This is a genomic window from Micromonospora sp. NPDC005806, from assembly GCF_042871425.1.
Lineage (GTDB): Bacteria > Actinomycetota > Actinomycetes > Mycobacteriales > Micromonosporaceae > Micromonospora.
This window is the reverse complement of sequence record NZ_JBIAIL010000056.1, coordinates 414-19,965: the sequence shown is the minus strand read 5'-3', so window position 1 is coordinate 19,965 and position 19,552 is coordinate 414. Positions and strand designations below refer to the sequence as shown.

Annotated in this window: 19 protein-coding genes, 1 tRNA gene and 1 pseudogene; 15 read left to right on the top strand and 6 right to left on the bottom strand. The window is 70.2% G+C overall.

Annotation, left to right across the window (positions count from 1 at the left end; all coding sequences use genetic code 11):
* Positions 1-72 precede the first annotated feature (72 nt).
* The 6 genes from tmk to ACFYOS_RS33230 all read left to right on the top strand — a co-directional run bounded on the left by tmk (position 73) and on the right by ACFYOS_RS33230 (position 6,106).
* Positions 73-2,295, top strand: coding sequence for a dTMP kinase (gene tmk, locus ACFYOS_RS33255; RefSeq protein WP_387150281.1), 2,223 nt, complete (start codon positions 73-75; stop codon positions 2,293-2,295).
* Positions 2,295-3,548, top strand: coding sequence for a DNA polymerase III subunit delta' (locus ACFYOS_RS33250; protein ID WP_387150279.1), 1,254 nt, complete (start codon positions 2,295-2,297; stop codon positions 3,546-3,548). Before tmk ends, ACFYOS_RS33250 begins: the two co-directional genes overlap by 1 nt.
* A 122-nt stretch (positions 3,549-3,670) precedes the next feature.
* On the top strand, positions 3,671-3,997 hold the full coding sequence (locus ACFYOS_RS33245) for a YbaB/EbfC family nucleoid-associated protein (protein WP_387150277.1): 327 nt from the start codon (positions 3,671-3,673) through the stop codon (positions 3,995-3,997).
* Position 3,998: 1 nt separating this feature from the next.
* Positions 3,999-4,304: a hypothetical protein gene (locus ACFYOS_RS33240; protein ID WP_387150275.1), complete on the top strand. Its 306-nt coding sequence runs from the start codon at positions 3,999-4,001 to the stop codon at positions 4,302-4,304.
* The gene (locus tag ACFYOS_RS33235) at positions 4,304-4,972 is read left to right on the top strand and encodes a hypothetical protein (RefSeq protein ID WP_387150272.1); all 669 of its coding nucleotides are present in this window, start codon (positions 4,304-4,306) and stop codon (positions 4,970-4,972) included. Before ACFYOS_RS33240 ends, ACFYOS_RS33235 begins: the two co-directional genes overlap by 1 nt.
* A gap of 294 nt (positions 4,973-5,266) precedes the next feature.
* Positions 5,267-6,106, top strand: a complete 840-nt coding sequence (locus tag ACFYOS_RS33230) for a stage 0 sporulation family protein (RefSeq protein ID WP_387150269.1) — start codon at positions 5,267-5,269, stop codon at positions 6,104-6,106.
* 11 nt (positions 6,107-6,117) lie between these two features.
* Here the strand turns inward: ACFYOS_RS33230 and ACFYOS_RS33225 are convergent, their stop codons facing one another.
* A complete protein-coding gene (locus ACFYOS_RS33225; protein WP_387150266.1) occupies positions 6,118-7,854 on the bottom strand; it encodes a metallophosphoesterase family protein in 1,737 nt (578 codons plus the stop codon).
* Positions 7,855-7,987: 133 nt separating this feature from the next.
* Between ACFYOS_RS33225 and ACFYOS_RS33220 the strand changes: the two genes are divergently transcribed.
* The 3 genes from ACFYOS_RS33220 (at position 7,988) to ACFYOS_RS33210 (ending at position 10,356) form a co-directional block, all read left to right on the top strand.
* Positions 7,988-8,061: transfer RNA gene (locus ACFYOS_RS33220), tRNA-Thr, on the top strand.
* Between the two features lie 385 nt (positions 8,062-8,446).
* The gene (locus tag ACFYOS_RS33215) at positions 8,447-9,610 is read left to right on the top strand and encodes a low temperature requirement protein A (RefSeq protein ID WP_387150263.1); all 1,164 of its coding nucleotides are present in this window, start codon (positions 8,447-8,449) and stop codon (positions 9,608-9,610) included.
* 89 nt (positions 9,611-9,699) lie between these two features.
* A complete protein-coding gene (locus ACFYOS_RS33210; RefSeq protein WP_387150260.1) occupies positions 9,700-10,356 on the top strand; it encodes an HAD family hydrolase in 657 nt (218 codons plus the stop codon).
* A gap of 38 nt (positions 10,357-10,394) precedes the next feature.
* Here ACFYOS_RS33210 and ACFYOS_RS33205 read toward each other — a convergent pair.
* Together ACFYOS_RS33205 and ACFYOS_RS33200 are read right to left on the bottom strand one after the other, a co-directional pair.
* Positions 10,395-10,511, bottom strand: a pseudogene (locus ACFYOS_RS33205) (kinase); the annotation flags it as partial.
* Positions 10,512-10,807: 296 nt separating this feature from the next.
* Positions 10,808-10,975, bottom strand: coding sequence for a hypothetical protein (locus ACFYOS_RS33200; protein ID WP_387150256.1), 168 nt, complete (start codon positions 10,973-10,975; stop codon positions 10,808-10,810).
* A 56-nt stretch (positions 10,976-11,031) separates the two neighbouring features.
* Here ACFYOS_RS33200 and ACFYOS_RS33195 point away from each other — a divergent pair, with 56 nt between their 5' ends.
* A complete protein-coding gene (locus ACFYOS_RS33195; RefSeq protein WP_387150254.1) occupies positions 11,032-11,343 on the top strand; it encodes a Scr1 family TA system antitoxin-like transcriptional regulator in 312 nt (103 codons plus the stop codon).
* A 49-nt stretch (positions 11,344-11,392) separates the two neighbouring features.
* On the opposite strand, the gene ACFYOS_RS33190 is transcribed toward ACFYOS_RS33195, so the two are convergent.
* On the bottom strand, positions 11,393-12,064 hold the full coding sequence (locus ACFYOS_RS33190) for a TetR/AcrR family transcriptional regulator (RefSeq protein ID WP_387150251.1): 672 nt from the start codon (positions 12,062-12,064) through the stop codon (positions 11,393-11,395).
* A gap of 121 nt (positions 12,065-12,185) precedes the next feature.
* Here ACFYOS_RS33190 and ACFYOS_RS33185 point away from each other — a divergent pair, with 121 nt between their 5' ends.
* From ACFYOS_RS33185 to ACFYOS_RS33165, 5 genes are all read left to right on the top strand, one after another.
* Positions 12,186-12,704, top strand: coding sequence for a hypothetical protein (locus ACFYOS_RS33185; RefSeq protein WP_387150249.1), 519 nt, complete (start codon positions 12,186-12,188; stop codon positions 12,702-12,704).
* 314 nt (positions 12,705-13,018) lie between these two features.
* On the top strand, positions 13,019-13,858 hold the full coding sequence (locus ACFYOS_RS33180) for a helix-turn-helix domain-containing protein (RefSeq protein ID WP_387150246.1): 840 nt from the start codon (positions 13,019-13,021) through the stop codon (positions 13,856-13,858).
* A gap of 63 nt (positions 13,859-13,921) precedes the next feature.
* A complete protein-coding gene (locus ACFYOS_RS33175; protein WP_387150243.1) occupies positions 13,922-14,503 on the top strand; it encodes a dihydrofolate reductase family protein in 582 nt (193 codons plus the stop codon).
* 124 nt (positions 14,504-14,627) lie between these two features.
* Entirely contained in the window at positions 14,628-15,935 is a 1,308-nt protein-coding gene (locus ACFYOS_RS33170; protein ID WP_387150241.1) for an ISL3 family transposase, read from the top strand.
* Positions 15,936-16,342: 407 nt separating this feature from the next.
* Positions 16,343-16,840 carry a DUF2199 domain-containing protein gene (locus tag ACFYOS_RS33165; RefSeq protein ID WP_387150238.1) on the top strand — a complete coding sequence of 166 codons (498 nt, stop codon included), beginning with the start codon at positions 16,343-16,345 and terminating at the stop codon, positions 16,838-16,840.
* A 697-nt stretch (positions 16,841-17,537) separates the two neighbouring features.
* Here ACFYOS_RS33165 and ACFYOS_RS33160 read toward each other — a convergent pair.
* Both ACFYOS_RS33160 and ACFYOS_RS33155 read right to left on the bottom strand, forming a co-directional pair.
* The gene (locus ACFYOS_RS33160) at positions 17,538-18,035 is read right to left on the bottom strand and encodes a GNAT family N-acetyltransferase (protein ID WP_387150236.1); all 498 of its coding nucleotides are present in this window, start codon (positions 18,033-18,035) and stop codon (positions 17,538-17,540) included.
* A 270-nt stretch (positions 18,036-18,305) separates the two neighbouring features.
* Positions 18,306-19,172, bottom strand: a complete 867-nt coding sequence (locus ACFYOS_RS33155) for an alpha/beta hydrolase (protein ID WP_387150233.1) — start codon at positions 19,170-19,172, stop codon at positions 18,306-18,308.
* Positions 19,173-19,552: the final 380 nt, after the last annotated feature.

The window sequence follows — 19,552 nt, the reverse complement described above, 5'->3', positions numbered from 1 at the left end:
CCTAGGCTCGGCGAGCAGGCGAATGTCGCGCAGGGGGACGCTGCTCGCCGGGACTAAAGTGTTCCACCGGAGATGCCCAACTCTGGGCCGGCACGTGGAGGTACGGCCATCGAAAGCCAGAAGAACGGCGAGTCGTCCGGCGTATCGTCGCCGGGGGCGCAGGCCGACCGGTCCGAAGCCGCAGCCATCCGCTCGGTGCTGCGCATCCGGCCGTTCCGCCGGCTCTGGATCGTGCTCGGCGCGGCCTCCTTCGGCGACTGGCTCGGCCTGCTCGCCACCTCCGTCTTCGCCGCCGCCCAGGTCTCCGGCGACACCGCCAAGGGTGCCGCCTTCGGCACGCTGATCGCGATCCGGCTGCTGCCGGCGCTGCTGCTCGGCCCGGTGGCCGGCGTCTTCGCCGACCGGTTCGACCGGCGCTGGACGATGGTGATCTGCGACGTCCTGCGCTTCGTGCTGTTCGCCTCCATCCCGCTGGTCGCGCTCACCGGGACCAGCGGCGGCCTGGTGGTCACCTGGGCGGCGATCGCGACCTTCCTGATCGAGACGATCACCCTGATGTGGATCCCGGCCAAGGAGGCCGCGGTCCCCAATCTGATCCCGCGCGCCCGGCTGGAGACCGCCAACCAGCTCACCCTCATCACCACGTACGGCATCACCCCGATCGCCGCCGCCGTCGGGCTGGCCGTGCTCGACCGCAGCATCCGCGGCGTCACCGGCGGCGAGATCCCGTCCTGGGCCGAGCCCGCGCAGCTCGCGCTCTGGTTCAACGCGTTCTCCCGGCTGGCCACCGCGATCGTGGTGGCGGTCGGGATCAAGGAGATCAGCCAGACCCACGCCGACGAACGGGAGCGCACCGAGCAGAGCATGATGCGCCAGTTCACCGAGGGCTGGAAGTACATCGGCCAGACCCCGCTGGTCCGGGGCCTGGTGCTCGGCATCTTCGGCGCGTTCGCCGGCGGCGGCATCGTGGTCGGCACGGCCAAGTTCTTCGCCGCCTCGCTCGGCGCCGGTGACGCCGCGTTCTTCCTGCTCTTCGGCGCGATCTTCATCGGCCTGGCGATCGGCATCGGGGCCGGCCCGCTGATCGTCCGGGACATGTCCCGGCGCCGCTGGTTCGGCATGAGCATCGTGCTGGCCAGTGCCTCGGTGCTGGTGCTCGCCTTCGCCATCCACCTCTCCATGGCGATGCTCGGCGCGATCCTGGTCGGCGCGGGCGCCGGCATGGCCTTCCTGGCCGGCACCACCCTGCTCGGCGGCGAGGTCGCCGACGAGGTACGCGGGCGGGTCTTCGCGGTGGTCCAGATCGGCACCCGGCTGGTGCTGATCCTGGCCATCGCGCTGAGCAGCCTTCTGGTCGGCGTCGGCAGCTCGCGCAAGCTCACCATCGCCGACCTGGGCATCTCGGTCTCGTCGACCCGCGTGCTGCTGCTCGTCGCGGGTGCCGCCGGCATCTTCGCCGGGATCAGCGCCTTCGGTCAGATGGACGACAAGAAGGGCGTCCCGGTCCTGGCCGACCTCTGGGGCTCGATCCGGGGCCGGCCGCTGATGCCGGCCGAGCCCTTCTTATCCAGCGGCCTCTTCGTCGTCTTCGAGGGCGGTGAGGGCGCCGGCAAGTCCACCCAGCTCACCGCGCTCGCCGAGCGGCTGCGCGAGCAGGGCCGGGACGTCGTGGTCACCCGCGAGCCGGGCGCCACCCCGGTCGGCGAGCGGATCCGCTCGCTGGTGCTGGAGAACGCCGGTGCCGAGGCGCCGTCGCCGCGTGCCGAGGCGCTGCTGTACGCGGCGGACCGGGCGCACCACGTCGCCACCGTGGTCCGGCCCGCGCTGGTCCGGGGCGCGGTGGTGATCAGCGACCGGTACGTCGACTCGTCCCTGGCCTACCAGGGAGCCGGTCGTACGCTGCCGGTGCAGGAGGTCTCCTGGCTCTCCTCGTGGGCCACCGGTGGGCTCAAGCCCGACCTGGTGGTGCTCCTCGACGTCGACCCGCGCACCGGGCTGTCCCGGATCGAGTCCCGCACCGAGGGCGCCGACCGGCTGGAGGCCGAGTCGGTCGCGTTCCACGAGCGCGTCCGGTACGCCTTCCTCGACCTGGCCGCCGGCGACCCCAAGCGCTACCTGGTGCTCGACGCCTCCCGCCCGGCCGAGGAGATCGCCGAGGCGGTGGCCCGCCGGGTGGACGAGTTCCTGGTCGACCCGGCCAGCATCGTGCACCCCCGCCCGGCCCAGGGCCCGGACACCACGGTCCAGCCGGAGTTATCCGACGCGGAGCTGGTGCCCACGGAGCGCCCCAACTGATGGCGGACGTCTTCGCCGACCTGGTCGGGCAGGAGGAGGCGGTGACGACGCTGCGTCGCGCCGCCGACTCGGCCGCCGCCGTGCTGCGCGCCTCCGCCGGGACGGCGAGTCGCCCGGTGGCCGCCGCCGCGCCCGCCGGTCCGGCGGAGGTCGCCACCGCCGACCCCGGCGCCGGGATGACCCACGCCTGGATCTTCACCGGGCCGCCCGGCTCCGGCCGGTCGGTCGCCGCGCGCGCCTTCGCCGCCGCGCTGCAGTGCGTGCACGGCACCGGCTGCGGCGAGTGCCCCGGCTGCCACACCACGATGACCGGCACCCACGCCGACGTCCGGCTGGTGGTACCCGAGGGGCTCTCCATCGGCGTCAACGAGATGCGGGCCCTGGTGCTCCGGGCAGCCAGCACGCCCTCCGGCGGGCGGTGGCAGATCGTCATCATCGAGGACGCCGACCGGCTCACCGAGGCGGCCGGCAACGCGCTGCTCAAGGCGATCGAGGAGCCGCCGCCGCGTACCGTCTTCCTGCTCTGCGCCCCGTCCACCCACCCGGACGACATCTCGGTGACCATCCGGTCGCGCTGCCGGCTCGTGCCGCTGCGGCAGCCGCCGGCCGGCGCGGTGGCCGAGGTGCTGGCACGCCGGGACGGCATCGCGCCCGACGTGGCCGGCTGGGCCGCGGCGGCCGCGCAGGGGCACGTGGGCCGGGCCCGGCGGCTGGCCCGCGACCCGGAGGCCCGGCAGCGCCGCGACGCGGTGCTCGCCGTGCCGCGCCGGCTGACCGGGGTGGGCGCGGCGTTCGATGCGGCGTCCGCGCTGATCGAGGCGGCCGAGGCGGAGGCCGCGGCGTCGGTCGCCGAGATCGACGAGGCCGAGCGGGCCGCGTTGCAGACGGCGCTCGGCGCGGGCGGCACCGGCCGCGGCGCGGCCGGTGCCATCCGGGGCGCCGCTGGCCAGCTCAAGGATCTGGAGAAACGGCAGAAGTCGCGGGCCACCCGGGCCCAGCGCGACGCGCTCGACCGGGCGCTGGTCGACCTCGCCGGCTTCTACCGGGACGCGCTGACCATGGCGCTGCGGGCGCCGGTCGCCCCGGTGCACACCGACACCGCGGCGGTGGCCGAGGCCGGCGCGCAGAAGTGGGACGCCGAGGGGGCGCTGCGCCGGCTGGAGGCCGTGCTGGAGTGCCGGGCGGCGATCGAGGCGAACGTCAAGCCGCGGATCGCGGTGGAGGCGATGATGCTCGCCCTCTGGAAGGGCTAGGACCCGCTTTCGGCGTTGTCCACAGGGCATCGACAGGCGCGATTGAGGTGCGGTACGGTCCGGTGTGCCGTGGTGACGGTGGCGGCACGCTCAGTCATGGGTCAGCCGGGAGGAGTCCGCCGATGCCGGGGGAGATCGACGAGGCCTGGATCGAGGAGGCGGTGCGGCGCTACCGGCGCATCGAGACCCTGCAGGCCGAGTTCGACCAGGCAGTGGCGACGGTCGAGGTCACCGTCCGCTCGCCGGACGGTCTGGTGGAGGTCGTGGTGACGGCCGGCGGCCGGATCACCGACGTCCGCTTCCTCGGACCGCTGCACCAGCGCAACCCACGGGACGTCGCCGGTTCGGTGCAGGCCGCGGTCACCGCCGCCGCCGACGCCGCCCAGTGGGCCCGGGCGAAGCTGCACGACGAGACCTTCGCGGCGTACCGGCCGCTGGCGGGAGCCTGACATGGAGAGCCTGCGCGCCCTGGCCGCCCGCCTCGACGAGGCCAGCGCCACCCTCGCCACCCTGTCCCGCACGGTGACCGCCACCGACCCGGCCCATCCCGCGTTCGGCGCCCACGCCGCCGGCCGGCCCGGCGAGATCGGCCGGGCGCTGCACCGGCAGTGGACCACCGCCACCGGCGACCGGGCCCGCGAGGCCGGCGCCGCCGCAGCCCGGCTGTCCGCCGCCGCGGCCGCCCTGAGCAGCGCCGCCGACCGGTACGCGGCGACCGACGAGTCCGCCGGGCGGCGGCTGCTCCGGGAGGCGTGATGGACGCCCTGGACCGCCTCGCCGAGCCCGGTCTCGACCTGCTCGCCCGGGTCGACACGCTGCTCGCCGCCGGCGCGCCCGAGGGGCACCGGCTGTGGCCGCTGCTGCGCCGCATGCAGGTGCTGCCCGGCGAGGCCGTGGGCGAGTTCCTCGACCTGCATCCGGCGCCGCTGGCCGGCGCCGGCCACGCCGTGCGCCAGCTCGTCCCGGGATACGACGACACCTGCGCCACGCTCGCCGATCCGGTCGCCTGGTCCGGGTCGGCCGCCGCCGCGTACGACGAGGCCCGCAACGCGCTGCTGCGGCACCTCGACGAGGGGCCGGAGAGCCTGGTCGGGCGGCTGGAGTCGACCGCCGGCTACGCCGACGCGCTGGCCGACTGGGTGGAGGGCAGCCGGCTCGCCCTGGCCCGGGCGCTGGCCGAGGTGCTCCGCTCGGCCGAGGCGGTCACCGTGCAATCGGCCGCACGCGCGGGCGCCGAGGGCGACCGGTCCGGGGCGCTCGCGGCGGCCGAGATCGCGACCCGGGTGCTGGGCGTGCTCGGCGTGGCCTACGACGGGGCGGAGACGCTGCTGCAGCAGTGGGCGCCGAGCCTGGCGGAGACGACCTGGCGGGACCGGGTGGCCGGGGTGCCACACCACGGGGACGCCACCCGGATCGGTCACTGAGGTCGGTTACCGGCCCGAAAACGGTCCACGGCGTCGCACGCCGAACCGGCCGTGGCCGGGCTCGGCGGCGACGCCGTGGCCTTCCCCTGCACCCCCCGCAGGTCTGTATCCACTCAACGCGGCCGGCCACCGTTTGTCCTCCGGCTGGTCCAGGTTTCAGCCGTCCGGGCGAGGATCAACGGCACGATGGGTGGGAAGGTTCGGTCGAGTCGGCGGTCGTGGATCGCTGCTCCGGGTGACCGTACGACGACCGCCGGCCCGGCCGGAGCCGGTCTGAGGTCGTAGGGTGGGGTCATGGGCATGCTCTGTGCGGTCAGTTTCAACCGGTACGGGCGCCTCTTCTACCTCGACCCGGGGGAGCTGCGCCCGCAGGTGGGCGACAAGGTGTTGGTGCCCACCGACGAGGGGCCCGAGGTGGCCGAGTGTGTCTGGGCCGCGCAGTGGGTCACCGAGGACACCGCCAGCTTTCCCAAACTGGCCGGGCTGGCCGAGGAGGAGGACCTACGCCGCGACGAGCTGCTGCGCCGGCGCAAGGCGGACGCCAAGGTCGCCGCCAAGCGGCTGATCCGCGAGCACGGGCTGCCGATGAAGGTGGTGGCCGTCGACCACGTCCTCGGCATGCCGGAGACCGGTAGCGACCGGACCACCATCTACTTCACCGCGCCGCACCGGGTGGACTTCCGCTCCCTGGTCCGCGACCTGGGGGCGACGCTGCACTGCCGGGTCGAGCTGCGGCAGCTCTCCGCCCGCGACTCGGCGCGGGTGCAGGGCGGCATCGGCTCCTGCGGCCGGGACCTGTGCTGCGCCACCTTCCTCAACGACTTCGAGCCGGTGACCATCCGGATGGCGAAGGACCAGGACCTTCCGCTGAACCCGCTGCGCATCTCCGGCGCGTGCGGCCGCCTGATGTGCTGCCTGAAGTACGAGCATCCGCTGTACGCCAGGTTCCAGGAGTCCGCCCCGGCGATCGGTAGCCGGGTCTCGACCCCCGAGGGTGACGGCAAGGTCGTCGGCCACAGCGTCCCCAGGGACTCGGTCACCGTGCGCCTCGACGCCGACGGCTCCCGCTGCTCCTGCAGCCGCGCCGCCGTCTGTGCCCCCCGCCAGGCTCACGACCAGCACTACTCAGCCTGACTCTTGCGGAGTCAGCGGAGGACGATCGGGGGTTCGGCCAGGCGGGGGGCCAGGGGGGCCCTGGGCGTCAGCCAGGAGGCGGCGGGGGACTGGTCGGGGTTGAGCTGCCAGGCGTGCGAGACCTTGTCCAGGGCGATCGGGTAGATCGTCAGCGTGCCGTCGGGGTCGATCCGGAACCGGAGGAACGCCTTGGAGTCCTCGATGCCCTGGCCGGCGAAGAGCTCGTTGACGTTCACCCCGAACGAGCCCGCCACCAGCAGGTAGAGCGCCACCAACTGGCTGGCGACCAGGCCGCTCACCGGCCCGTACAGCACCGCCGCCGCGACCACGGGCAGCGGCCAGGGCCAGTCGTAGAAGGGCAGCTGCAGCCAGAGCCAGGTGCCGGCGGCGGCCAGCGCCACGTGCGCGAGCCCGTGGGTGACGCCGAGGATCCAGTGCCGGGCGTGCCGCTTCCCGCCGGCACTGGGCGGCTTGGCGAAGAAGGCGGCGCTCAGCATGGTCACCACCAGCATGATCACCAGCGGGAGGCTGAACAGCCGCTGCTCGGTCGTGCCGATGTTGTTCGCCGCCACCCCGGCCATGGCCAGCATCAGCAGCGTGTGCAGGGTGCCGAGCAGGGTGGTGAAGCCCGGGTTCCGGAACGGCAGCCGGGCGAAAATGCCCCAGCCGTAGCGGCGCGAGCGCGCCTTGTCCGGGTAGCGGGCGGCCAGGTCGTACTCCCGGGTGCGGCTGGCGCGGCGGGCGAGCGTGTCGCGGGGCGGCACCTCCAGCTTCTCCGGCAACTCGTGCGTCGGGTAGAGGTAGGCGCCCCCGCCACCGCAGGTGATGAGCTGCCGCTCCGGGCCGGTGTAGCGGGCGTAGTGGTGGAGGTCGCCGGAGACCAGTAGCCGCACCTGCGCTCCGGTCGGGGCGATGATCGTACGGATGAAGTAGTCGATCGAGTCGTACGCCGTGGGATGGTCCGCGGCCTTGACCCAGGTGGGCGCCGGCACCGCCAGGATCACCCGCGAGCGCGGGCTGAGCTTCCGCGCGACCTCGTCGAAGTAGGTGAGCTGCGGGTCGTCCAGGTATGACCCGGACTGGTCGTCGAGGCCGAGCAGCCACCAGTCGGCGGGCAGTTCCACCGCGAAGTACGACCGGGACTGCCCGGTTCCCCAGCCGGCGAAGTGCCGGTCCCGGGAGCGGACGAAGAGCCGCAGGAACGCTGTCAGGCCGTCGTACCAGTCGTGGTTGCCGGGCACCGCGAAGAGCGTCGGTCGCTCCGGCGGCGACAGCGGCAGGGCGGCCTGGTACGGCCCCTTGCACCGGTCCTCGTACGCCTCGTAGGCCGCCGACGGGTAGACCTGGTCGCCCCCCATCACCAGGGTCTGCGCCCGGGGCAGCCGGTGCCCGTCGACCTCCAGCTCCGGCTGTGCGAGCAGGTACGCGACCGAGTACGTGGCGTCGAAGCCGTCGCCCAGGTCCGCCACGTAGTCCAGCCACAGCCCGCCGTCCGGCCCCACCTGGCGGAACGTGCCGTCGCCGAACGCGTTCTGCAGCTCCCGCTTGTCCAGGTACGCCCCGAACAGCATCGCCAGCAGCGTACGCAGACCGGTGCTGATCAACAGCAGTGGCGCCAGCCAGGGGACCGGCTTGCGCGGGGTGAACCCCAGCTCCAGCGGATCGAGACTGCGCGGCCGGCGGGTGGCCCGCTCGCCGGGATGCGCCTCGGGGATCGACGGCTGCGGCGGAACGTGATCGTCGCTCACCTGCCGCAGGTTAGTCGTGCCCGGTCGCGAATGCTCTCCCGTGAACGTATCGAATCTTCCTCGATGTCCGGATCCAGGGGTGGGGGATCCGGTTCGGCGGTTGCTGCGGTGTGCCGTACACTTGACGATCGTTGCCGCCTTAGCTCAGTCGGCTAGAGCGACGCACTCGTAATGCGTAGGTCGACGGTTCGATTCCGTCAGGCGGCTCGGTACAGAAGCCCAGGTCACCGACCTGGGCTTCGCCGTTTCCCGAGGTCGATCACGTCGCCGGCCACGGTGCCAGTCCTCAGATGGTCCTCGTCGCGCGCCGCGACCGCCTCGTCCAGCCGGGTGGCGACCGCGTCCAGCGCTACGACTCACCATCCAAGCCCCAGCGGGCTAGGCAGGCTGTGGATGAAGTCAGCCCGTTCAGGCTCGTACGCCTACCACGACCCGATCGACACCCTTTCCGAGACCGACCAGGCCTGGTGGGCCGCCACCGCAACGACTGAACCGCCCGTTCCTCCCGGCCACCCCCGGCGTCGCCCCCGCGACCTGGGGTGATCGTCCTGTACGCCCTCGGACGGCCGCCGCCACCCGCTAACGTCACGCCATGCCGAGCGAGCCCCACGACCAGAACGCCGACACCGACGTCGCCGGCCGCGCCACCCCCGTCGAAATCTTCTTCGACGTCGTCTTCGTTCTCACCGTCATCCAACTCGCCGGCTTGCTCGAGCACGACCTCAACTGGGCCGGCGTCGGCCAGACCGTCCTGATCCTCGGCCTGCTCTGGTACCTCTACAGCGGCTACGTCTGGCTCACCAACCACGTCCCACCCCGCCGCCCCGTCCGCAAACTCCTCCTCTTCGGCGGCATGGCCGGCTTCCTGCTCACCGCCGTCGCCATCCCCGACGCCTTCACCGGCAGCGGCCTGCTCTTCGGCGTCGGCTACCTGATCGTGGTCACCGTCCACGTCGGCCTGTTCAGCCGCAGCACCCACCGGCCCGCCGTCCGCCGGTTCGCACCCTACAACCTCGGCGGCGCCGCCCTCGTGATCATCGCTGGCCTACTCACCGGACCCGCCGTGCCCGTCCTCTGGGTCGCCGCCATCTTCACCCAGAGCGTCCTGCCCTTCCTGCTGCCCGGCCACTCCTGGGTCGGCGCCGCCGCGAGCCTCCACGTCCGCCCCGCCCACTTCGTCGAACGGCACGGCCTGCTGGTCATCGTGGCCCTCGGTGAAACCGTCGTCGCCATCGGCATGGGCGCCCGGGTGGACCACCTCAACCCCGGTGTCGCCGGCGCCGTCGTGATGGCCCTCGCCCTCCCCGCCACCCTCTGGTGGACCTACTTCACCGACACCGCAGCCGGCGAAGCCGCCCTCGAACAGGCCGACGACGCCACCCGAACCCGCCTGTCCGCCCGCGTCTACAACCTCACCCACTTCGTGCTGCTTCTCGGCATCATCGCCACCGCCACCGGCCTGCACGCGGTGGTCGCCCACTCCGACACCCCCGCCGGATGGCCCGCCGCGCTCGCCCTCACCGCAGGCGTGACCCTCTTCCTCGCCGCCATCGCCGACCTCCGCCACTCCGTCGGCGTCGGGCGGACCACCAGCCGCCTTGCCACGGCCGCGCTCGTCCTGGCCAGCACCCCCATCGGCGCAAGCGTCAACTCCGCCCTGCACCTGGGCGTCGTGATCATCCTGATGCTCGTCATGCTGCTGATCGACGGGCACCGTCCCGGCGCGTTGACCAACCTCCCTGGGCAGTACAGCTAGGCGCCCATCACCCATGATGATCATGAGGAAGGTCCCGGCGATCCTCGTCTATGATCCAGTGGCACTGCGACCGTGACGGGGGAACGCAAGTGATCGACGCGATCTTTTTTGATGTCGGCGGGACGATTCTCGACGAGTCCCGCGAGTTCGAGACCTGGGCGGACTGGTTCGGCGTTCCACGGCATACGTTTTCGGCGGTCTTCGGTGCGGCGATCGCCCGGGGTCTGGACTGGCAGGAGCCGTTCCGGGTCTTCCGGCCCGGTTTCGATCTCGCAGCCGAGCTCGAACGCCGAGCAGCCGCTGGCCAACCTGAGTCGTTCGGCGAAGAGGATCTCTACCCCGACGCGCGATCGTGCCTGACCTCCTTGAAGGATCAGGGCCTGTTTGTGGGCTTGGCCGGCAACCAGCCAGCTCATGCTGAGGCGATCCTCCGTGCTCTCGACCTGTCTGTGGATGTGATCGGCACGTCGGACGGTTGGGGCGTGGCGAAGCCGTCACCGGCCTTTTTCGAGCACGTCATTCGTGAAGGCGGTGGCGATGCGTCTTCGATCCTGTACGTCGGCGATCGGCCCGACAACGATGTACGCCCGGCCAAGGAGGCGGGTATGAAGACGTGCCTGATCCGGCGCGGTCCGTGGGGTCACATCCTCGACATGCCAGCCGTGTCTGAGCAGTGCCTGTTCCGCATCGATTCGCTGGACGAACTTCCGAGCCTGGTTGAGAAGCACAACGCGGCAAGCGGCTAACGCCGGACGGCACGTACACAAAGAGGCCGGTGGGAAAGTTCGAGGAGGGAGCAGCCGCGTCCGTAGCGGCGGCGGACCTCGCGGGCTGTGGTCGTCTTGCCGCTGCCCGAGTTTCCGCGGATCACGATCAGCGTGGGAAGAGCCTTCTCGGTCACGGTGTCTCCTCCCGATATCAGGGTGACGGCGATGGGTGGTAATAGAACCACGAGCCTGGATAGGTCGGTCGTTCCTGAGCTGACTGGCTCGCGTCTTCCGACTACACCACTGGCAGGCCTCCGGCTTGCCGAGCAGCCAAGCGAGCAGCCAAACCCGCGAGCAGTGGCGGACAATCGCGGACCGGGGCACCAAAGCGAGTAGGAGGAGCGGGCGCTGGACGAGCGCGTGGCTACCGACTCGTAATGCGTAGGTCGACGGTTCGATTCCGTCAGGCGGCTCGGTACAGAAGCCCAGATCACCGACCTGGGCTTCGCCGTTTCCCGAGGTCGACAACGTCGCCGCCGACGGTGCCAGTCCGCAAATAGTCCGCATGCCGCGCTGCGACCGCCTCGTCCAGCCGGGTGGCGACCGCGTCCAGGTCGTCACCGAACAGGCCCGCGTACACGTCCAGCGTCATCGACACCGAGGCAGCTCCTCTACGACACCACCAAGCGGTTCGAGTTCCTGCTCGCCGAGCCCGTGTTGCGGTGGCTGCTCACCTCGCCCGAGGTCATGCGCGGTCAGCTTGACCGGCTGCAAACCGTCGTCGGCGTTCCGAACATCCGGTTCGGCATCCTGCCGCTCGGCGTCCCGCTCGCCACCACCCCGCAGAACTCCTTCCAGATGTACGACGATGTCGCCATCGTGGAGACCTTCGTCGGCGAGACTACCTACCGCGACGACGAAGCAGCCTCCTACACCAGGGCCATCGAACGACTCTGGCAGGAAGCCGTCACCGGCGAAGACGCCCGCCGACTGATCGTCCGCGCCGCCCAGGAGCTCCAAAGCTAGGCACCTCCGCTGCACCGGCCACGCTGTGCCGTCACGGCAACGACAGCCGCTATAGGGTGAGTTGTTGTTCCAGCCCGTCGAGGAGGGCGCCCAGGCCGGTTTCGAAGGTCTTGTCGGATGAGGCGGCGTAGGCTGCCGCCGCTGGTGTTTCGAGGCGGGCGCGTAGGCGTGGGTAGCGCATGGCGATCTCTCGGGCCTTGTTCATGGCGTCCTGGAGCTGCGCTTCTGCGGCGGGGTCTTCGTTGAGTCTCCGGTTGAGGGAGGCGTTGGCGGCGGTGCCGGCGGCGTTGCCGAGGACGTAGGTGAAGACGGCGGCGGTGGCCTGGTCGGCCTGGTCGCTGGTGAAGCCGGCGGCCTCGTAGACGGCGAGGCTGTGGTCGTCGTGGCGGGCCTTTCCTTCTCCGTAGACGACGTGGGCTGCGAGGACCTGCACCAGCCAGGGGTGCCGGGTGAACATCGCGTGCAGGTCGATGGCCATGGTGGTGGCTGCGGTGCGCCAGTCGTTGACGGCGGGGTCGGGCAGGGTGAGGTCGCTCCAGACCCGGTCGGTGGCGAGCAGGACGAGGTTGTTTTTGTTCTTGACGTGCCAGTACACGGCCGTGGCGGCGGAGTTGAGCCGGTTGCCCAGGGCGCGCATGTTCAGGCCCTCGAGGCCCTCGGCGTCCAAGAGCTCGATGGCGGTGCGGACGATCTGGTCACGGGTGAGGGCGTCGCGCGGCATGTCGCCACGGTACGCAGCTTCTTGCACAAAGTTCAAGAACGGTCTTGCACATTGTTCAAGTCAGCGCCTAGTGTCTCCTCCATCCACCACTTGCACTAAGTTCAAGTCGAAGGAGAGTCACGTGAACACCCTCGCCGCCGTCATGCAGCTGCTCGTTGCCGCCGCGTTCGTCAGCATCCCGGTGGTCCGCCACCGCTACGGCCCTGCCGCGAGGGCAGCCGCGGTCGCCGAGCTCCGCCGCCAGAACGTCCGTCCAGAGGTGTTGGAGGAGAACCAGCTCCGGTTCGACGCCGGCGGCCATGAGACTGCAGCCCCGGCTACTGTCGCCGCCGTGATGATCGCCATCGCCGCACTGAACTTCGCTGGCGCCGACCTAGCGCAGATCCTGACCTGGATCTTCTCCTCGCTGGTCGTGCTGATGAACGTGGCGATCGTCTACAGCAACCTCACCGCGGTGAAGTCCGTGCAGGCCGCCTTCCGACGCAAGGGCGACTCAGAGCTGTCCCGCGTCGAGGTCGCGCCCTTCCTGCGGGCAGCCGAGGACGCCTTCCCCCGCTGGGTGCGCGCCCAGACCTACCTCCGCAACACGGTGGTCTTCGCCGGCTCCGCAATCGCCCTGGTCGCCGTCTCGGTGGCCTGATCCATGCGCGCGACCCGGCCGCTGCATGAGGGTGGGTTCCGCCCCACATCCTCATCTTGGCCGCGATCAGCGCGCTGAGGTGTCGCAGATCAGTTGGCAGAAGAGTCGCGCATCAGTCGACGGAGGACACTGCGCCGGCCACGCGTATTGCCGAATTCCGCTCTATCAGATCAAGGCGGCCCGCAAAGCGGCTCTTCACAACGTCGGGTGTAGTTGGGGACCGAAATGCGCTGGGGCGCCCGTCAGGGATCGGCGCCGGCTCGATGCTGGCGGCGGCGCGTGATGCCGGATGGGCCGTCGGCGATAATGTCGGCGTGGAGTATGTGTCCAGGGTGCCCGGTACGCCGCTGGACGGGCTGATCGACGACCTCTACTACCTGGAGGGCGCCCCGCCGTACTCCCGGTTGATGCTGCCGGCGGCGCCCGCGCCATTGCTCATCGTCAACCTCGGGGCGCCGTTTCTCATCCGCGCAGGCACCGACGTAGACGCCGTGGAGTACGCCGACGGCTGCGCGGTTACCACGCCCACGCGTGCGTGGGAGTTCAGCTACCCAACCCCGACCCGGTCCGTGGGCGTCCACTTCAGGCCGTGGGGCCTGGCACCGTTCCTTCCGATGCCCGCGGCCGAGTTGTGCGACCGACCTGCGACGGTGGAGCAGATCTGGGGCCAGCCCGCTATCGCTGAATTGCGACACCGACTGACCTTGGCGGACGCACCGCACGAAATGCTGATGTTGCTCGAGGAGGAACTGGTGCGACGGCTGCGGGTGATCGACGGTCTTGACCTGGTCCGCCAAATGAGCAGCGCCGTCGCGGCGACAGGCGGGACAGTGCCGATCAGCGACATCGGTGTGGCGGCCCGCGCCAGCAGCACGTACTTGGCGAAGCGGTTCAAGGCCGTAGTCGGTGTCACGCCAAAACGGCTGGCTCGCAGCTACCGCTTCAGCTCCACCGTGTTGGCGCTCGACGTCGCTGCACCGATCGACTGGGGAGACGTTGCCGCTGGCGCGGGCTACTTCGACCAGGCCCACTTCGTGCGCGAGTTCCGGGAGTTCACCGGGCTCACGCCGACCCGGTACGCCGAAGTCCGGCGGCGATTCCTGCGCGATCATCCCGACCACGTCCTGGACGGCTGGCCGCTCCCAGCCGATTGATTTCGTACAAGAGCGACAGCTCACGCCGCACAAGACTTGGGACTCCAAACAGAGGAGGAATCCATGGGGAAAGTGGTCATGAACGCGTCGGTTTCGGTGGATGGTTTCATCGCGGCTGAGAACGACGATCCCGGCCCGATCTTCGAGTGGCTGGTCAGCGGTGACGTGCCGTTGGACGACAGTGGCGTTCTGAAGGTGTCGCAGGCTTCGTTCGACTACGTCCGGCCGTACTGGGACGAGGTCGGGGTGACCATTGCCGGCCGTCACGCCTTCGACATCACCGACGGCTGGGATGGGACGCCTCCGAGTGGGATCGACCATGTGGTCGTGGTGAGTCACCGTGGTGGGCCCGAGGGCTGGGACCTCCAGGCGCCGTTCCACTTTGTCGACGGCATCGAGGCGGCCGTGGCCAAGGCGCGGGAGCTTGCGGGTGACCGCACTGTCGAGTTCGCTGCTGGCGACGTCGGCGGCCAGGCGCTCGCGGCAGGTTGGGTCGACGAGGTACGCATGGACGTCGCACCCGTCGTGCTCGGGTCCGGTAAGCGTTACTTCGGCTCCGTCGACGCGCAGCACCTGCTGGAAGGCCCAGACGTAGTTGTTCAGGGCAACCGGGTGCTTCACCTGCGCTATCGGGTGCGCCGTTGACCGATCTGAGTGGGTACGCGAAGAAGACCGCTGCGACGGTGACACGAGATCGGGCGTCCGGCTGCGTTTGTGCATTGCTGCCTCGGGACGGAAGTCGTGGTCTTCCAGATTGGCACACCTCGACTTGTCTGACGCTACCTTTGCCTGCCCTGACCTGACCAAGTTCTGCCGGCTCGACGAGCTCGGCCTGGCCGTCACCGGCCAACGACTCAGGCCCGACCGTGCGGTGCTGGCATGCCGGGTCGTCGAGCCGGACCCGTGGTGCCGTCGCTGTGCTTGCGAAGGCGTACCGCGCGACACCGTGACCCGGGAGCTGGCCCACGAGCCGCTGGGCTGGCGGCCGACGATGCTCGTGGTGACCGTGCGCCGCTACCGGTGTACCGCTTGCGGTCACGTGTGGCGCCAGGACACCAGCCTCGCGGCTGAGCCGCGAGCGAAGCTGTCGCGTCGCGGGCCGCGGTGGGCACTCGAGGCGATCGTGTGTCAGCACCTGACCGTCGCGAGGGTCGCCGAGGGACTCGGGGTCGCGTGGAACACCGCCAACGATGCTGTCCTGGCCGAAGGCAAGCGGGTGCTGATCAACGACGCCACCCGGTTCGACGGCGTGGCCGCGATTGGGGTCGACGAGCACGTGTGGCGCCACACCCGCCGCGGCGACAAGTACGTCACCGTGATCATCGACCTGACCGGCATCCGTGACGGCACCGGACCCGCTCGGCTGCTGGACATGGTCGAGGGCCGCTCAAAGCAGGCGTTCAAGTCCTGGCTCGCCGACCGTGACCAGACGTGGCGCGACGGGGTGGAGGTGGTGGCGATGGACGGGTTCACCGGCTTCAAGACCGCCACCGCCGAGGAACTCCCCGACGCGGTTGCGGTGATGGATCCCTTCCACGTGGTCCGCTTGGCCGGCGACGCCCTCGACCGGTGTCGCCGCCGGGTCCAGCAGGCCATCCACGGCCACCGCGGGATGAAGAATGACCCGCTCTACTCCGCCCGCCGGACCCTGCACACCGGCGCCGACCTGCTCACCGACAAGCAGACCGACCGGCTCGCCGCCCTGTTCGCCGACGATGCCCATGTCGAGGTCGAGGCCACCTGGGGGATCTACCAGCGGATGATCGAGGCCTACCGCGAGCAGGACCGGGGTCGTGGCCGCGAGCTGATGGTCAAGCTCATCGACTCGATCAGCCACGGCGTGCCGAAGCCCCTCACCGAGGTCATCACACTCGGTCGAACGCTGAAGAAGCGCGCGGCCGACGTGCTGGCCTACTTCGACCGACCTGGAACGTCCAACGGACCGACGGAGGCCATCAACGGCAGGCTCGAGCACCTGCGTGGTTCCGCCCTCGGCTTCCGCAATCTCACCAACTACATCGCCCGATCCCTGCTCGAGACCGGCGGCTTCAGACCTCAACTACACCCTCATCTGTGATGAGCCCGCAAAGCGGGCCGCGCCGGCCCGGCCCCGGCCTGCTGGCGACCTCCGGCCGGCATCGGCCGGGCCGGCCGGCCACGTTGACGGACGACCAGGACCCTGAAGACCTCGGGGCTCCGCCCCGACCCCCCGGCCCTCAGAGATCTGCCGGGGATCTCCTCGACGTGCACCACGAGGGCTACCAGCTTCCCCGGACGGGGCCAAGGTCATTCATCCGGTAGGGCGCTCCACCTTGTCCCCGTCCGGGGAAGCTGGAAGGTCTGGCGACTGCCCGACGAGGAGATCTCGCTCCCCTGCGGTTGGTACGCTGCGCGCCCACAAGAGGTGGGAGGGACGTTGTGGGCAGATTCCTTGACCGGTTCCGCAAGCGCGGTGACCCGGTTGACGCCGGACCCACAGAGGGAATGCGGCACACCACCGAGCTGTGTTCTTGCTGCGGGCAGCCAACGGATGTCCATGACCGGCAAGCCCGGTTCCGGCTGCCTGATCCTGTCCTCGACACGCGCATGCGGCACCGGGCACGAGGTGCCTGGCTGAGTCATGCGACCCCGGACGCTTCGGTGATGATGCAGGTTCCCGGGGTGGGCGCCTTCGTGCGGGCACTGCTCCCCGTGCAGCTGACCGGTGGCTTCAGCGCCACGTTCGGGGTGTGGGTCGCCCTCGATCCCGCTGACCTCCAGCGCGCGTCCGCGGTGTGGTCGGAGCCGGAGTATCAGGACCTACGGCTCCAGGGTTGGCTCGCGAACGCCCTGCCGGTTTGGGGCCTGCTCTCTGCCCCAGTCGAGTTGGAGGTGCGTGACCCGGAGCAGACGCCGTACTGCGCGCACAGTTCTGACCCCGGCCTGGCCAAGGTGCTCGCTGAGGTCTGGCCGCATGAGGATGTGCTGCCGAAGCTGCCATGAGCTTCGCGGCGTCGACAGGGGAGTGGTCCGCAGAAGGTCGACGGACGGCGGTGAGCGGTGCGAGATGCCGAGAGCCGTTCTTGCTGCTAGACCCTCATGAGTGCAGGTCGTACGGGGTGGCCAACTTGATCTCGTAATGCGTAGGTCGACGGTTCGATTCCGTCAGGCGGCTCCATAGAAAGGCCCAGGTCACCGGCTTGATCTCCGATCATGACCTGGGCCTTCTCTGCCTGCCGTCGCGAGGCCGAGCAGCCAAACGTCCACCCGACCACAGCGCCCCTCCAGCTGTGACGCGGTTTCCCGCGCGATCTCCGGGGCCGCGTGCGCGTAGATGTTGAGGGTGACGCTGATCTGCGAATGGCCGAGAAGACCCGGCGAGGCGCCGGCGGCTGGCGGGTGTGGGCAGCCGACCTGCCGCCGTGGTGCGGTGTGCACGTTCGGCCTGACACCTGCCGTCGAGCGATAGCTTGATCGTTAACCTGCGGGCGGGTGTCATCGACCCCAGTTGACCAAGCGGACAGCCCTTTCATGCGATCGCGTCGATTACCTGCCGGTGATCACGTCACCGACCGCCACGACATGGTGACCGGTCAGGGAGCAACGGCTCGATCCACGCCCACTGGGCATCCGTCAACGGCACATCCACACAACGATCAGACGATCTTCATGACACGATCCAGGCACCGCCTCGCACGTGTCACGAGGCGCGCGGCAGCGCGAGCCAGTCCTGCCAGGTGATGTCGCAGCCCAGATAACGGGGCTGCTGGAAGGGCCAGTCGGCGGCGATCCATTGCGGCACCAGCGCGTCGAACGCGTGCTCCACCTCGCCGCCTACGAGGTCGTCCACCACCCACCAGGAGACCTCTCCGTCGGAGCCGGCGCGCTCGGGCGGGTCGATGTAGACGCAGCCGAAGATCGCCGTCTCCTCCTGGTCCAGCAGCGCGTAGTTGAACGATTGGTGCGCGGCTATCTCCTTCTCGTGCCGCAGCAAGTCGATGCGGTTCTCTTCATAGGTCATCGTCTCCTTGGGCCAAGCCCAGGCCGGGCCGAAGATCTCCCACAGGCGCTCTCGGGAGCCCATCACGGCGGGGTAGTCGCGCGCGGCGTCCGCCTCCCGGATCGGCCGCAGGTGAAGCGCGGTGTTGGGCACGGGCACATAGACGGGGTGGACGAAGTCCTCAGGCAGCCAACTCATCGGGGCCAAGGCTACAGCGATCGGCACGCGGGCTATTGCGGCTGCCGGCGGTTGGACTCCTGCTGGACTGCCTCCGTGAGATCCCGCCAGGTGCCGCCAGAGGCTTTCATCATCCGGTCAACCATCGATCGGGCGGATGCTTCGTCCGGGAAGCCGTACGACACTTCCTGCCCCCATCACCGCCGAGGCGGCCACTGGCTCCGACGAAACACATGGTGCGACAGTTGGTATCGGCGCCCGGTGCGGAGGCGGACGCCGATACCGGTCAGGTCAGGCTGCTGACGCGCCGGCCTGGGCGAGATGCCGGGCCAGGAACTCCCTGTCGATCCCGACCCAGCGCATGGCGCGGTGGGTGCCGGGGTTGGCGAGCAGCGTCTTGTCCTTCGAGGCGAAGGCGTCGAACAGCGCGAGAACGGATTGGCGGTCGACGTACTCTTCGTCCAAGGGGAGCAGGAACTGGATCGGGACGGTGATGCGCCTCGCCGCCTCGATCAGCGCTTGGTGCACGAAGAAGCCGCCACCGAAGATGGCGGCGGTGATCCGGGGTTCGACCGCCGTCAGCGGGATTCCGATCGCGGTGCCCAACGATATGCCGCCGCCGTAGCCGATCGGCGCCTCGGTGCCGATCCCGGGCAGTTTCTGCAGGGCGTCCAGGGTTGCCTGCCATTCCGGTACGGCACGCTCGGCCAGTGAGGTGACGTAGCGGACGCTGACCGACTCGAACCGCTCGGTGTCGCCTGCCGCCAGAGCCTGCCGGAGGTCGGCGCGGGCCTGCTCGTCTTCGGCCGTGCGCGGGCGGTCGCCGTGTCCGGGCGCGTCGATGGCGACCACGGTGAAACCCCAGGTCGTCACGGTGTCGTGGGCGCGGGCCAGGAGGCCCGGCGTCTTCTTGTGCAGGCCGCCGCCGTGACCCATCAGCACCAGGGGCGCGTGATCGGGGCCGGATACGGGCGACCAGAGCACGCCGGGGACCTCGCCCACAGTGAAGTCGCGTTCGACGACACCGTTCGACGATGTCTCCGCGGTGAAACGCACAGGATGCATAGGTTGGTGCCTTTCGGGAGTGCCTTGTGAGTGAGGCGCTCCCGGCGATCCGTACGTCAATCGCCCGACCGTGACGACGAGGGGAGCACCCACGTGCGTACAGCGTTCATGGGTCTCACCTCCTCGCGTGGTGCCACAGTCTCTCGCACGCTATCAGCCCGAACGCCCTCCCGCCCAACCACTTTCGGTCGACCACCTTGGCGGCCGCCAATGCACTCACCTGCCGGATCAGGGCGTTGAGGTGTCGCAAATCAGTTGCGGATGAATGTCGCGCATCAGTCGACGGAGGACAAACGCTTCCCTCAATAACTGCCGAATTGACCCCTAAAGAATCAAGGCGGCCCGCAAAGCGGGCCGCGCCGGCCCCGCCCCCGCCGGCGGGGGGCCGTCGGCCCGCCACCGCCGGGCCGGCCCGCCCCCCGGTGGGGCGACCCCACCCAGAAGGCCAGCGGGGGGCCCCCCCCCCCCCCCCC

Coding starts and splice junctions, on each gene's coding strand:
- ACFYOS_RS33190 (WP_387150251.1), bottom strand. CDS start 12,064: ATGCCGCGCGACGCCCTCACCCGTGACCAGATCGTCCGCACCGCCATC.
- ACFYOS_RS33175 (WP_387150243.1), top strand. CDS start 13,922: ATGGGGAAAGTGGTCATGAACGCGTCGGTTTCGGTGGATGGTTTCATC.
- ACFYOS_RS33235 (WP_387150272.1), top strand. CDS start 4,304: ATGGACGCCCTGGACCGCCTCGCCGAGCCCGGTCTCGACCTGCTCGCC.
- ACFYOS_RS33230 (WP_387150269.1), top strand. CDS start 5,267: ATGGGCATGCTCTGTGCGGTCAGTTTCAACCGGTACGGGCGCCTCTTC.
- ACFYOS_RS33165 (WP_387150238.1), top strand. CDS start 16,343: ATGCGGCACACCACCGAGCTGTGTTCTTGCTGCGGGCAGCCAACGGAT.
- ACFYOS_RS33250 (WP_387150279.1), top strand. CDS start 2,295: ATGGCGGACGTCTTCGCCGACCTGGTCGGGCAGGAGGAGGCGGTGACG.
- ACFYOS_RS33215 (WP_387150263.1), top strand. CDS start 8,447: ATGCCGAGCGAGCCCCACGACCAGAACGCCGACACCGACGTCGCCGGC.
- ACFYOS_RS33240 (WP_387150275.1), top strand. CDS start 3,999: ATGGAGAGCCTGCGCGCCCTGGCCGCCCGCCTCGACGAGGCCAGCGCC.
- ACFYOS_RS33160 (WP_387150236.1), bottom strand. CDS start 18,035: ATGAGTTGGCTGCCTGAGGACTTCGTCCACCCCGTCTATGTGCCCGTG.
- ACFYOS_RS33245 (WP_387150277.1), top strand. CDS start 3,671: ATGCCGGGGGAGATCGACGAGGCCTGGATCGAGGAGGCGGTGCGGCGC.
- tmk (WP_387150281.1), top strand. CDS start 73: ATGCCCAACTCTGGGCCGGCACGTGGAGGTACGGCCATCGAAAGCCAG.